Annotated in this window: 6 protein-coding genes; 3 read left to right on the forward strand and 3 right to left on the reverse strand. The window is 24.1% G+C overall.

Annotated elements, in window-relative coordinates; all coding sequences use genetic code 4:
- Nucleotides 1-146: 146 nt before the first annotated feature.
- The 3 genes from ACXX89_RS03250 (at nt 147) to ACXX89_RS03260 (ending at nt 12,101) form a co-directional block, all read left to right on the forward strand.
- Complete coding sequence (locus ACXX89_RS03250; RefSeq protein ID WP_436358765.1) at nt 147-752, forward strand: hypothetical protein; 606 nt, start codon at nt 147-149, stop codon at nt 750-752.
- 143 nt (nt 753-895) lie between these two features.
- Nucleotides 896-6,121, forward strand: coding sequence for an MGA_1079 family surface serine endopeptidase (locus ACXX89_RS03255; RefSeq protein WP_458557646.1), 5,226 nt, complete (start codon nt 896-898; stop codon nt 6,119-6,121).
- Between the two features lies 1 nt (nt 6,122).
- On the forward strand, nt 6,123-12,101 hold the full coding sequence (locus tag ACXX89_RS03260) for a beta-N-acetylglucosaminidase domain-containing protein (protein ID WP_458557647.1): 5,979 nt from the start codon (nt 6,123-6,125) through the stop codon (nt 12,099-12,101).
- Nucleotides 12,102-12,145: 44 nt separating this feature from the next.
- Here ACXX89_RS03260 and ACXX89_RS03265 read toward each other — a convergent pair whose 3' ends face one another.
- The 3 genes from ACXX89_RS03265 to ACXX89_RS03275 all read right to left on the reverse strand — a co-directional run bounded on the left by ACXX89_RS03265 (nt 12,146) and on the right by ACXX89_RS03275 (nt 14,907).
- Nucleotides 12,146-13,129 carry a lipoate--protein ligase gene (locus tag ACXX89_RS03265; protein ID WP_436358768.1) on the reverse strand — a complete coding sequence of 328 codons (984 nt, stop codon included), beginning with the start codon at nt 13,127-13,129 and terminating at the stop codon, nt 12,146-12,148.
- Between the two features lie 5 nt (nt 13,130-13,134).
- Nucleotides 13,135-13,455, reverse strand: a complete 321-nt coding sequence (locus tag ACXX89_RS03270) for a hypothetical protein (protein ID WP_458557648.1) — start codon at nt 13,453-13,455, stop codon at nt 13,135-13,137.
- A gap of 72 nt (nt 13,456-13,527) precedes the next feature.
- Entirely contained in the window at nt 13,528-14,907 is a 1,380-nt protein-coding gene (locus ACXX89_RS03275) for an FAD-dependent oxidoreductase (protein WP_458557649.1), read from the reverse strand.
- Between the last annotated feature and the right edge of the window lie 115 nt (nt 14,908-15,022).

The following is a 15,022-nucleotide window of genomic DNA, read 5'->3' on the forward strand; positions in this document are numbered from 1 at the left end:
AATAATTATTATTTTCATATCGCTAAAAAAAGGACATTTTGATTAATAATTTACAATTTTAATAGATTTTATTTTTAAAATATATTATAATAAGGACAGATAATACAAGAAAATAATACTTATTGGTTTTCTAGAAAGGAAAAAAAGTGAAATTTAAAATAGTAAATAATCTATTATTAAGTTCTAGTGTTTGAATACCTGTGTTTTCAATTGTTTCTTGTCAAACTATTGAAAATAAACAAATCAATGAATTTAATAATGAAAATGAATTAGAAGAAAATGTATTTTTACTAAATTCTAACAAGATATGAAGTCCTTCAGACTTTGAAAAAAGAGAGAATGCATTTGAAATAAAAGATGGAGATTCCTTCAAAAAAGAATTACTATCTCAAATAAAAATTGAACAAGTAAAAAACAAAATAAATACAGAGTGAAATGATTTTATCAAAACATATTCAAAAATATTTAATTCAGAAACATTTAAAAAATATCATGTTGTTTACTACTCTAACTACTCTTCAGGTGAATCATTAGACACAATTAAAGTAACTTCTGAAAATCTTGATATTAATTTTATAACTTACAATATCAATACAAAAGCCGTTTATCCAAGACAATATATTATTTTTATAGAAAAAACTAAAATTCCTGTTATTAAAACTATTAATATTAATGAAATAAGAACAAGAAATAAATATTTAACTTACAAAAATAAATTACCATCAAAGCAACAAATAATTTATTTTAAATAAATAAAGCAAAAAAATTACTGCATAAAAAAATGCAGTTTTTTCTTTTTTTGTGTTATTTTTGCCTTTTTTACAAAAAAAAAAAAAAAATAAATCTATAATTCTATATAAGAAAATAATATCAAAATAAATTGTGAGGAGTAAATATGAAAAAAAGATTTCCAACAATAATATTAGGAGCAACTCCTATAATGTTTTTAGCATCATGCTCTAATGAGTATAAATCCACAGAAGATTTTAAAATTGAAGCATTAAACTTGCCAGAATTTAAAAATTTAAAAGAAAAAATTAATAAGAATTTTAGCAACAATAAAAATTTGTTTTCTGATAAAAACTTTATAGATTCTTTATCTAAAAGTTTAAATTTATATGCCGATTTAAAACCCTCTTTAGAAAAAGAAGAAATAAAAAATGATATTTTTGTAATCAAAGGCTTAAAGAATTTAAAAATTTTTTTAAATTCAGAAAACTTTGACTTTTCAGAGTTAATAACAAATTTAAATAACTATATAACTATATTAAAAAAATATATAGATTCTGCAAAAAAAATGCATAAAAATAATGTAGAAAACCTACAAAAAGAGATAAGTAATATTTTTTTGAATAATATTAATTCTGCTTTTGCAAACATTAAAGAAATTATTTTAAATAAAACAGAAACAAACTATAAAACATTTTCTTCTTCTGTTTTTAAAAGTGAATTATTAAACAGCTTAAAGTCATTTAACAAAAACAAAGATAAAGAAAAAGAATTGAGTAAATATACATACGAAAAAGATTCTGATATTATTGACATAAATAATCAATTATTAAAATTTTTAAATAAAGAAAATTATTCTTTTGAAAACTTTAATAATGAATTCTCTACTTTAAATAATCAACTTAAACAAGTGTTAGAAAAAAAAGAAAAAATCTTCGTGTTTGATTTAGAAGATTTCAAAAATTTAATTGAGCAATTATCAAAAAATCAAGAATTTGATGTTAATTTAATTACTTTTGTAAAAAACCATATAGAAAATGTTTTTAATACTATAGAAAATGAAAATGGTTTCTTGAGTCAAATTCAACAAATAAACGGAAAAATAAAGGAAATTAGCCAAATAAAAGAAATTTATAATGATCAATTAAGCACTGAAATTAAAGAAAAAATTAATAATTTTGAAAGCATTAAAAATAATAATTTTTCTACTTTAAATTCATTAACCAATATAGAAAATACGGTTATAAATTTAATAGAAGACATAACTAATCATATAATTTCTAACAATAATCGTTCAAATGAGTTATCTTCACAAATTAATAACTTAATTGAAAAAATAAATAGCAATCAACATTTAAGTCAACAACAAAAAACCGATTTAATTTCTGGAGTAAATAAAGTTATAACAGAAGATCAACTTTCTTCTTTTGAAAAAGAACTTAAGTCAAAAAATAGTGAATTTTTAAATGAAATTAAATCTTTTTTAGATATTGTGAATGAGAATTCATCAATTAGTCAAAGTTTTAAAAATTATTTAAAAGTAGAGACATATACAAAAGAAAATTTAGAAGATTTTAATTCTTTTAAAAATGAAATAAATAGTTTTTTTGAACTGCTAAACAAAGTTAAAGAAGAGTTTTTAAAAACTAATTTAGCAATTGATGAAAATAAAATAAATGCATATGCTGTTCTTCCTTTCTTTTTAAAACAAGAAGCATTGGATTTTAGCAAGATTTATGATAATGAAAAATATAAACTTTTAGATTTTGACATAAAAGATTTACCTGCCATTAAGACAAAAATTAATGATTTTTATAGTAAGTTAAAAGAATTTAATGAACAAAATATTACAACAACTACAAATGATGAAACATCGCTTAAGTCTTCTTTATTGTCAGAAGTTCAAAAACACAACACCGTTTCCCTTTCTAAAGATCCAAATGGTTATGATGTAGAACGTTATTTACATTCTGCTTCTATAAATTTAAATAATTATAAAGTATTTATAAATGAAGGAGATGATGAAACTTTTGATTTTGATGTAGTTAATTCGGAGTTAAAAGAAGACAATAAAAACATTTTAGTATTAACACTAGATGTATTTTTGAAAAGTAATAGAAAACTAAAATCTACTATTAAAAAGGAAATTCCTTTTCAAAAGGATGTAATGCCTTTTATAAATAAAGTAGTTTTAAATAATTTAGATCAATTTTATGAAGTCGATTATGAAGCACTATCTAAACTATCTTATAGTGAATTTAATTTAATAGAAAATAAGAAAATTTTCTTCAAACCAAGAACAAAAGGGATAGAAAACTTTTTTAGTTTTGACATCACTTCGTTTGAAACATATAAAGAAAATCGTTTATATTTCCAATTCAATGTTCTATTTAATAAACAAATAATTAAGTCTAAAATTTTACCAACATTAAATCCTGTAGATTTTTTAAACACAGATGCAACTCAAAGTGAAAAAGATGCTAAAGATTTTGCTCAAATTGAAAATATACTAAAAGGAACTAAAGAGTATTTCTGAAGTTTACTAAAATTTAAACCAGGAATATTTTATACACACTCTGAGTTTTTAGCAGCAGATGCTAAAAAAGCAATGGAAGAAATTTATGACTTACCTAAATTTGGTAAATATCAAATTTTTGTTAAAGATGTTAATAATGTTGATAACTATAACGGATCAGCAGATTTAATTCTTTGATATAAAATAAATGGAGAAGAAGCACCAATACAAGCATTAGGTGATTTATATAATCACCCAATTAAAATGATAAATTTTAGGTTATTTGATTTAGAAGATATAAAACCTAAAACAAGAAATAATTTAACTGAGGCAGACTTTGATGGTTTTGACCAAATTGATCAAAATGATTTAAATATTTTAAGACAATTAAATGAATCCAATATTCAACAAGTAAGAGTTAATGGGCAAATTCAAGATAATGGTAACCCTTCAAATTATTTTAGTATTATAAATGCTAAAGATTTTGTGCAGCAACAACAGTTTTATAAAGCGAGTTATCTCTTTCAAATTACAAACGGAACAAATAATAAAACAGATAACAAAGATAATTTAGCTTACATTCCTTTTGGAACAGGAAACTATTCAAAGGATGTACAACCATTTTCTATTAATAACGGTGATTTAGGCAGAATTAAAAATAAATATTTTATTTACTATTATGATTTTGAACTTGTTGGTAAAAGAGGATTGAATTTTAAAATTGGTTTTATTGAAAAAGAACATCAAAATAAAAGATTTTCTACTAAACAAAAATTCTCTATGGTGAATTTTGTAAATGATTATCAACAATTACACTATCCTGAAATTATGCTGAACAATTTAACTTTAGATGATTTGCAAATTGATAAAGAAAGACTGGCAACTAATACAGTTGGTTATTTTAATAGTCACAAAAACGAACTTAGACAAATAATTACTATAAAAAATCAAGATGGTTTTATTTCGTATAAAAACTATGATTTAGCTGTTAGTGAAATAAAAATAAACGAAATTCAACAAATTGATGAAACATCAGCTTATATAAGATTTTCTTTAGTAAAATTTGGAGTAGAAGACCCAGAATATGTAAGACCTTGAAATAAAAATGCAAATAGTTGATACAAAATCACTGGTTTTAAACCATCTTCAATAACAAATAAACGAACAGCTCCTTCATATGATGAAAGAAGAGATACAAATTCGTTAAGAACCATTTATAATTCTGAAAATGAAATCCATAGAGAAAGAACATTAGAATTATATTGAAAAGATGCACTATGATCCATAGATAAAGAAGCAAATATTCTTTCTTGAACACTTCAACACAAGATTTTAGATCCACTTTTTAAAAATTCATATATATCTAACAGAAAATTGAATCTAAGTTTTAATGGTGGAGCAATACATCACGGAGATACAGAAATTACAATTTCCCCAAATCCTGCTTTCGATATAGAATTAGATTATGATGAAATTAAAGATCAAAAAATAATTAATATAGAAAAAACAGTAACAAAAAATAATACTGATTTTACTTTTAAAATTCAAGCAAGATGAATGGAAAATGAAGATATTGAATTTAGTGTATGACCTAAAAAACCTGAAATCAAAATAGTTATTGATCCAAGAGAAGAAGCAAAATCAGTAGTTCATGAGTTAAGAAATTACAACTTTTTATTTGCTGCTGGAGCAGCTACTTTAAAAGTTAAATATGATTCAACTAAACAAACTGAAGATTTTGGTTGAGAAACCAATCTCTTTGATTATTCTAAAGTGGAACCTAACACCTTTAGTCAACCAACAATTTTCTTTAATAAACCGGAATATCTTTTTGATCATAGCATTTATAATCCTAATTCTAATGTTGCTTTTAAATTCCATGAAGGTTACAAAATGAGACTAGAACCTTTAAGACTTAGAGAGTATGGAAAATATAGTCAATCTGTTAGAAATGTAATAGGAAGAGCAATTGCCTATAGTCCAGGTGGGGCAATTGCCACTGCTTCTATGATAGGAAAAGTAAATGATGATCCAAATGATGGTAGATTTTATGTAATGACTAATCACCATGCTGAATCATCTAGTATACACGATTTTTCCCTTATATCTGGTGATAATTTATTCTTTAAATCAAGTGATAAAACAATATCAGCACCTTTTTTACAAGCAAGAACTTACGCTTCAAGAGGTAGATATGGTTGAACAGATTATACAAGTACATCGGGAAATGAATCAACAACTATTTGAATAGGAATTCAACAATATAATTTAAATGGAGATCCTTTAAAAAATACAGGAAAAACTCCAGAAAGACTGGATTCATCAATAATAATTATTGATATTAATCCAGGAATTGCAAAAGCAAGAGAAGAAGGGAAATTTGATTTAGCACTTTATTTAGAAAACTGATTTAAATTAAGTAATTCAAATATTGATTATACTTGAAGATATAATGATATGAATTCACCAACGGTAAAAGACATTGTTTCTATTGGTTATCCACGTGGAAATCAAACTGCTATTCTTGATCATAGACCAATAAGCAATTATTGAAGTGGTTGAAAATGAGGATTTATAATAGCAAATGAAACTAATTATGCACCTTTCTATTCTGGGGCGGGAGCTTCAGGAACAGGGAGATTCATAGGTGATAATTCATTAGCATCATTATGAAATTCTGGAGTTGGTTTTCAATATTCTATAAGTTGAAACTATGATGGGCAAGATTATAACTATTTTGGTGTTAACTGAAAAGGAGAACATCCTTTTGAACTCAAAAATAAACACTCTTTTGCTTCACAAATAATAAGGGCAAATGCAGTAAATCCAAATAAATATGACTTACCATGATTTATGAAAGAAATAAAGGAGAAATAGTATGAAAAAAAATAAACAAATAAAGAAATTTATACCTTTAATTACCTTATCTCCTGCATTTTTTGTATCAGCTTCTTTTGAAAATAGTGTTTCGCAAAATCACGAAAACTACAATATAAATCCTTATGTAAAAAACATTAATTATTTGGATAAAAATTATGTTTTGAGTTCTGAAATTAATTTAGTTATAGAAGATGGAATTTCTGAAAATACAGTAAATAACTTTAAAAACATATTATCAGCCAAAAATTATAGTTTTACTTCTCAAAAGAAAATTATAGAAAGTAAAACCAATATTCTTATTGGAAATAAACTTAATGATGATACAACAGTGGATAATTTATTATTGTCTGAAATACATGGAAGCAATGATATTATTCAAAAAAATGATTCTTACATTTTAACCAGCAAGAATAATGTAATTGGTGCTTTTGGATTACAAGAAAATTCCGAATTTTATGCATCTGAAACATTTAAACAAATTTTTAATCAACTTAAAAACAGAACAATAGAAGAATTTGTTATTAAAGACTTTTCTTTAACAAAAAATAGAGGAATTATTGAAGGTTCACAAAACACAAATTGAAATAATGAACAAAGATTTAAATATCTTGATTATGCCAAAAAACAAAAATTAAATAAATATTTTTATTGAAACTGATTTGATAAAAAAACCAATGCAGATTGAAAATTAAAATATTCTAACAAAGAAAAAGAAGATTTTCTTGTTCCTTTTATAAATAAAAGTTTAGAAAATAATATTGAACCTGTTTTTATGTTTAATATTTTTCAGACAAACAAAGTTAGGGTTGAGTCTTTTGATAGTGATTTAGAGAATTTTAAACAAAAAATTTTAGATTTAATAAATTTAAAAGTTTCTAAATTTGGATTTATATTCAATGAAAATAGTGATATTAATTTATCTATTCAAGAAAAGTTTTTTACCAAATTTAAAGAATGATTTGATACTTTACCAGCAAAAAACAAAGAAATCTTTGTTGCTTTAAATAATTTTGAGATTATAAATAATTTTGATAAAAATCAATCAGAAAGTGTTAATAAATTAAAAGAATTTATCATTACTATTCCAAACACCTTTGAAATCATTACTAACCCAGGAAAGACTTTTAATAAAGTTAACAATCAGTTTTTAAGTGATTTTATTGAAGTTACAGGAAGAAATAAAATTACTTTATGAAGTAATTGAATTAATTTGTCAAACAAGCAAAATAACTTAATTTTAGGTGGTGTTAAAGAAAATTTAGATATCAACTTTGATGAATTTAAAATTGATGGAGTTCTTCTCAATCCTTCTTTATTTTTTGAACATTCACAAATACCACTTTATGTTTTAAGCTCTTATTTATGAAATAACATTAAATCAGACGAAGAAAGAGAAAGATTATATAATGAATCATTCAAAAATTTAATTGGTAGTGAGATTGAATATAAAGAATTAATCGAGGTATTTAAGAATTTTAGTTCTCATTCTTTATATCAAAACATTCCAGTTCCAAATGAAATTGATGAATCACTAAACATTAAAGATAAAATATTAAATTTACAAAGCATACTTAATTCTAAAACATATACTATTGATCAAGTTAACTCGCTTAAAACTGACTTTATAGAATTAAAAAATAAGTTATTAAAACTTAAAAATTATTATTTTAAAAATTCTTTTGTAAAGGAATTTTCCCCTTGAATTGATTCTTTTTACGATTTAACTCAAGGAGTTATTTACTTACTGGATGCTTTAAATAATCTTCAAAATAATCAAGTAGGAGAATTGGGTGATAATTTATACTTAGGAAAATTTAATGTTAATAATTCAAAAGAAAATCATTCAATTGATTTTCAGAATTTTCTTGTTAAACCAGAAGTAGGAACAAAATATATTCAACCTTTTATAGAACAGGTTATTGGTTTTTTAGAAGAAGAACAAACTAAAAAATTAAATTTTTCAGAAGTAGATATTAATAAAGTTAATTTAACCTTTATTAGCAATAGAAGAGATACACCAGAAAGTGATAAAGGAAATATTTTCCTTGCTAATAATAGGGAAGAAAAATTATTTACAAATCCAGATGCCATAGTTAAAGATGACTATTTTGGTGTTGAATTTTCAGAACCAATAAAATTAAATTCTATTTATATAAAAATGGGTGGTGGAAGAGATCATTTTTTCTATTCACGTATTCAATATAAGCAAAATGATGAGGTTTGAAAGGATTTAAACGGAGAAATCTATGAAAGATTTCATGATAATATTCGACCAATAACTGTAAATAATTTAAATATAAAAAATGTAACTGGTGTAAGATTGATTGCAAATAGAAGCAATCCAGAAGCAGCTTGATTAAGAATTACTAATTTTTTAATTAATCAAAATGAAATTGCTACAAATAAATTAAATTACACCGATTTACAGGCAAATATGGAAGATTCAACAGCAGGAATTGCAGTACGTGCTGGAAGTATTGAATCAGTAAAAGATAATAATTACGCTACGCAATGAACTTTCTCAGATAGTGCAACAGGTCCTGGTAGTTCTAAAATTTCACAAGATAAAATTGTAGCCTTTAAATTTCCATCTAAAAGACTAATTACAAGAATAGAATTAGATCAAGGTCAAGAAAACGGAAGAGATAGACTTAATAATTTTAAAATTGAATATTATGATTACACAAGTTCTAGTTGAAAATTATTTGGTTCTAAAAATAATTTAGGAAATCAATTTAATCATGTTGTTCATGGTTATGCTTTTACAGATAAATTTAGATTTTATAATAATGCAACGGTTAATAGTTCTTGATGAAGAATAGCAGGACTAAGAGTTGGTTATGATGATTATGAGAAAAAACAAGAATATACAGCAAGTTTGGATAATGCAAGAATTCTTGGTAGAGAAGAAATTAGGGCCTCAGAATATAATAATTCTATAAATTATGTAGTTGATAATACAGATTACACATCAACTGTTATAGCATCAAGTGATAATAGTTTTGTAAAAAATAATGTTGGATTTAAAGTAGATTTCAAATACCCAAGAGCTATTCGTGAAATCAGTATTTTACAATCTAATAAACATAAAATACCTTCTGTAAAAATTTTAAAATTAGTTAATGACGAAACATTTGAACTTTTAAGCGATGTTAAGTTAAATGATGATTGAACCACAATTAAATTACCTGAAAACAGCGGAGTTTTCACTGGAATTAAAATTCTTTCTAATCAAGATACTACAAGTTATTGAGAAGTAAAAAGTGTGAATTTTAAATTCGATGGAATTAACACTAATGAATTTTTATTATCTAATATTGCAAATAAAGAAAATTTAACCACTTCTCATGTTGATAATCTTTATAAATTGTTTAGTATAGATAAAGAAAATTCTAAAAATCAATATCATATGAATTCTGGTGAATTTATTGGTATTGATTTAAAAGAAACTAAAACTATAAATGGTATTGATTTAGATTGAGAAAAAACTGAAAACATCAGTATTTTCCGTTCAATTGATGGAGTTAATTGATATGATTTAAATGTTGATTCAATTGCAAGTTCGCCAACTCAGGCAAGATATATTATTTTTAGAAATCAATCAGTAAATGCTTTAGATATTACTTTTAATAAGATGTTTATACAAACAGAAAAACAAACAGTTTTTGGTAAATTAATAGATACAAATATTACACCTTTAGAAAACGATAATTTTAAAGAAAATTTTGCTTTTGATGGAGATTTTACAACAGTTTCTAAAATAAGTAAAAGTTTAAGACCTAGAGACTTTTTAACTTATGATTTAGGTTCACTAATGAACATTAATTCAATTAAAATCTTTTCAGATATTAATAATATAAATTGACTAAGAAGTGCAGATATTCAAATATCACAAGATAACACGAATTGAGAAACTGTTTATACTGTTGATGATTATGGTTCAAAATTTAGTTACAAAAAACTTTTTGATACAAATTTTGGTTTCTATGACTCTAAATATCCAAATTATAGATATTGAGGAATTAGTGATTTAGAAAATAAAAAAGCAAGATATTTAAAAATTTTCATTAATCACAATTATCCTAACAATAGAGGTTTATTTATAAATGAAATTTTAATTAATGATGGTAACGATCAAACAAATAATAACATTGCAGGTTTTAGCGGAACTAATATTGAATCTAAAAATCCAGAAACTTCTGTATTAAATCTTATTGATGAAAAATTAAGAACATACTATGAACCTAAAAATGAAAATGGTACTTTAAAATATTCATTTGCTAAAAATGAATATAACAACAAATATTTAAACATTGTTAGTGTACAAGAACCAAGTTTAGCAGAAGTGTCTGCAACTATTTATAGTGAAGAGACTCATCAAACAAAAGAAGTTGTATTAGGACATTTAGTTGCTTTAAACTCAGGTTTTAACCTGCCAATAGATGATCAAAATAAAATAATTTCTTTATCAATTAAGTGAACTAATAAAAAACCAAAAATAGCGGAAATTACCTTTTTAGATAATGCACACACTAATTCAGAAACAAATAAAATAGAACTAGATAATTTAGTATTGCAAAAAAACAATAACTACAATAATTGAATTCAAGAAGATAAAGAATTGTACGACAAAGTTATTGCAAAAGGGCAATTAACTAAAGATTCAGCAAACATAAATCAAAGCACCATTGATAGCATTGTTGCAGAAATAAACAGTGTTATAGCAAGCGCGAGATTAAAAGCAGATTTAAGTCAATTATCTAATTTAATTTCAGAAAAAATTGATAATAGTAATCATCAGTATACATCACTTTCATATCAAGAATACAATAGAATTTATTCTTATATAAATAAAATCATAAGTGAAAACCAAGATATCACTCAAGAAACTTTAGAACAGTTAGTTTCTTTATATAATGAAGCAAAAATTGATTTAGAAGCTTCTATTTATCAACTAGAAGAAGCGAGAATAAATGTAAGAAAATTCCATTTTCTTTACAAAAGTGTTTACACAACAGAAAGTGTTGATAGATTAGCTACTTCTAGTGAAGCAATTAAACATCAATTAACTATTAATTTAAATGATGAAGAAAAATATAAAGAACTAAACTTAAATTTTATTGATAATTACAATAAATTAGAATATAACAAATTAGGTGAATTTAATGAAAAATACATAAATGAAATTAGACCTAATTTTGAAAATATTTTAACTAATGAATGAGTTAAATGAGAAGAATTATCTAAAGAATTACAAAGTGAATTTAATAAAAAAGATGAAATTATAATGAGCGATAATATAAATTTAAGAGATAAAGAAACTAATTTAAATTTCTTAAAAAACTTATTTGACTCTTTCAGTTTAGAAAAAGCAAAAGAATTAAAATTATTAAAAAGCGAATTAATTTTTAATGTAAAATATCAGCCTATTTATAGCGAAGAAGTTTTTAACAACATTAATAACATAATTAATAGTACTGATGAAAAAATTTCTAATAAAACTTTAGAATATAAAGAAATTTCGGGCATAAAAGCAGATTTAACAAAGTTGAAATCACAATTTGATTTTATATCTATTAATAAAAAAATTAATGATTTAAAACTAATAAATGAAATTGCTTTTTATAAAGATAAACTAAAAACATTAGATAAAAATGAAGATAATCTTCTTTCTTTTGTTAAAGAACTTGAAGATAAAAAACAAAATATATTAGAAGAAATCAACAAAACAGAAGATTTAATTTCTAAATTAAAAAATCCAATTAAACAACAAGAATTTTCAAATCAAAAAGAAGAAGCTAAATCAGAACAAGAATTAAAAGAACTTCAATTAAAAATTAATGATGAAATTAAAGAAGAAAACAAAACTAATCCTTTTTTAAAAATAGGAGTTCCAATAATATCATCTATTTCTGTAATTGGTTTAATTATTTTAGCAATATTACTGATTTTAAAGAAAAAGAAAAGCAAAAGATAAAATGAAAACACAGATTTATTTCTGTGTTTTTCTTTATATGTAGATTAAGTACCAAATAAGACTTCTATAATTTCTTTGACTGAGATGTTTCCAAAATATTCTTCAAGATTACTAATAGAATTTAAAATCTTAATAATTGTTTCTTTTTCAAAAGATTGATTTATTAATTTAGATTCAACTTCTTCTATTCCAACTTTGGCAAGAAAATCTCCTTCAAATTTGATTGAATTTATCTTATTTTCCTTTATGTTTGCACTTATTTGTAAAATTCCTCCTTCGGTTTTCTTTTCACTAAAAAAAGAAAATTCAGGATTTTTTCCAAGCACTCAATCATTAGAAGAACGAATTGATTTTATACTTTCCATTTGTTCTAAATATTTAGAAGGAATTTCTTCTATTGTTCCGTTATATTTTTCTTTTAAAAATAAAGCGAATTTATCTATAAATTCATTAATAGAAATTTTATTTTCTAATTGTTCTAATAAGTTTGTTACACGTTGTTTAGCACTGTTAATTCCCTTTGATTCCATTTTAAGCTTGCTTGGATTTAATACATTTGAAAGTTTGCTTAAGTTGGCATCAAAAAGCATAGTTCCGTGATGAACAATTTTATTTTTATAAATAAATTGGGCATTTCCTGAAAATTTAAAACCATTTACTACAAGATCGTTTCTCCCTTTAAATTCAGCATTTAAATTTAAAGTATGTAGAAACTCTAAAACAGGCTCTAAAAATTTGGTGTAACTTCTTTCTGTTTTGTTTGTTGTGATAAAAGAAAAATTTAAATTTCCTAAATCATGATAAACAGCACCACCACCAGAAAGCCTTCTATAAAGTTCAATATTTTCTTTTTCTAAAACATCAAATTTTACTTCTTTATATGCATTTTGATTTCTACCTATAATAACAGCATTTTCGTGTTGATACAAAAAAATAATATCTTCTGTGTTTGATTCATCTTTTGTCATTATTTCTTCAAGAACTAAATTGTAAAAAGGTGAATAATTTTTACTAATATAAATTTTCATATATTTTACTCCTTAACTACTAAATCAAAGTTTGTAACACTTTTAAAGAGTTTTATAAAAGAATGATAATCTTTTTCATTGAGATATAAATTTTTAATCCCTAAAATATTTATTTGTCCATAATCTCATCTTTTTTGATATCTATTATTATCTAATAGGAATAATAGATCTTCAATAAATCAATCAAAAAAATTATCATTATATTTAATATTCCTTAAAAGACCATTTACTTTAATATCTAATATTCTATTTTGATGATTTAAAATTTGAAAGTCAAAAGATAAATCTAACTCTTTACTTGTTTTAATTTGAAAAATTGTTTCCATTTTTTAATTATAACAATTTTAAAAATGGAAAATAAAAAAACCCGAAAAAATCGGGAAAAAATTAAAATTTAATTATTTTTTGCTGTAATTTAAGTTTAATGCATTTAAAATTGTTTGAATTACAAAGTTAAATGGTTTGTTGAAGTGTGGTAAGAAGTAGAAATCCATTAGAGCAATTTGTGGTAATGTTAATCCCTGTTGAATTGCAAGAGATAACATATAAATTACTTCAGTGTGATTTGCTGCTCTACCTTCAGAACCAATTTGAGCCCCTAAAAGTCTTAATGTTTTTTTGTCATATGTAATTTTGAATCAAACTTTAAAGTGATGTTTCATAAATTCTGGTCTGTCATTGTCTTCAAAATATTCCACTGCAAAACTTTCTTTAATTCCTTCTGTTTTAGCAGCAACAACTTCTGTTAAACCTGTTGATGCATAGTTGAAATTAAATACATTAATTGCGTTTGTTCCTGAATATCCTGGGAAAGGAATTGATTCATTTCCTGCTAAGTGGAATGCTGCAACGATTCCTGTTTTAACTGCGTTTGTAGCAAGAGCAATATGTGCATATTCTTTTGTAGCACTATTAATCATTGAAGCAGAGTCGCCGATTGCATATAAGTTTTCATCACTTAATGATCTTTGGAATTTGTCTACTTTTATAGCACCATTAGCTGTTTTTTCGACACCTTGAATTAATTCTGTATTTGGTCTAAATCCGATAGCTAAAATTACTAAATCAGCTTCATATGTTCCTTTGTCTGTAACAACAGCTGATACTTTTTTACCATCTTTTGTTTCAAATTTTTGAACTTTTTCACCAAGTTGCATTTTAATTCCGTGGTGTTCCATTGAGAATTCAACTTTTTTAGTAAATTCTTCATCAAAGTAGTTAGGAATAATTCTGTCTTGCATATCAATTAGTGTTACATTTTTTCCGTATTTGTGGAACGCTTCAACTAATTCGATTCCAATGTATCCAGCACCAATAACAACTACATTTCTAACATTTTTGTCTTCTGCTTTTGCTTTAATTTCTTTAGCGTGTGCAAAGATTTTTGAAACTAAAATGTTTTCTAAGTTAATGTTTTCAAATGGTGGAATAATTGGTCATGTACCACCAGCATATACTAATTTGTCATATGTGTCTTTAAAAGTTTTTCCTGTACTTAAGTCTTTAACAACTACATATTTTTCTTTTCTGTTTACTTCAATAACTTCATGAGCGATTTTAACATCGATTCCAAGCCCTTTTAATTCTTCAACACTTGAATAAAATAAACCATCTGGGCTTTGGAATTCTCCTCCAACTCATAAAGCAATACCACAACCTAAAAAGGAAATATCGGTATTTCTGTCGTATGCTACTAATTTAGCGTTTGGAGCAACTTTTTTCATTGTTCTTAAAAATGAAGTTCCTGCGTGATTTGCTCCTATTGATATAATTTTCATTAATGTCCTCCGTTTTTTAATTAACATTATAATTATAATATTTTTATACTAAATGTTTATCCCGAGTTTCCCAGTTAACACTAAAAAGCAGAAAATCAACCATTTTTTTGGTTGA

The organism is Mycoplasma sp. 1012 (assembly GCF_054343455.1).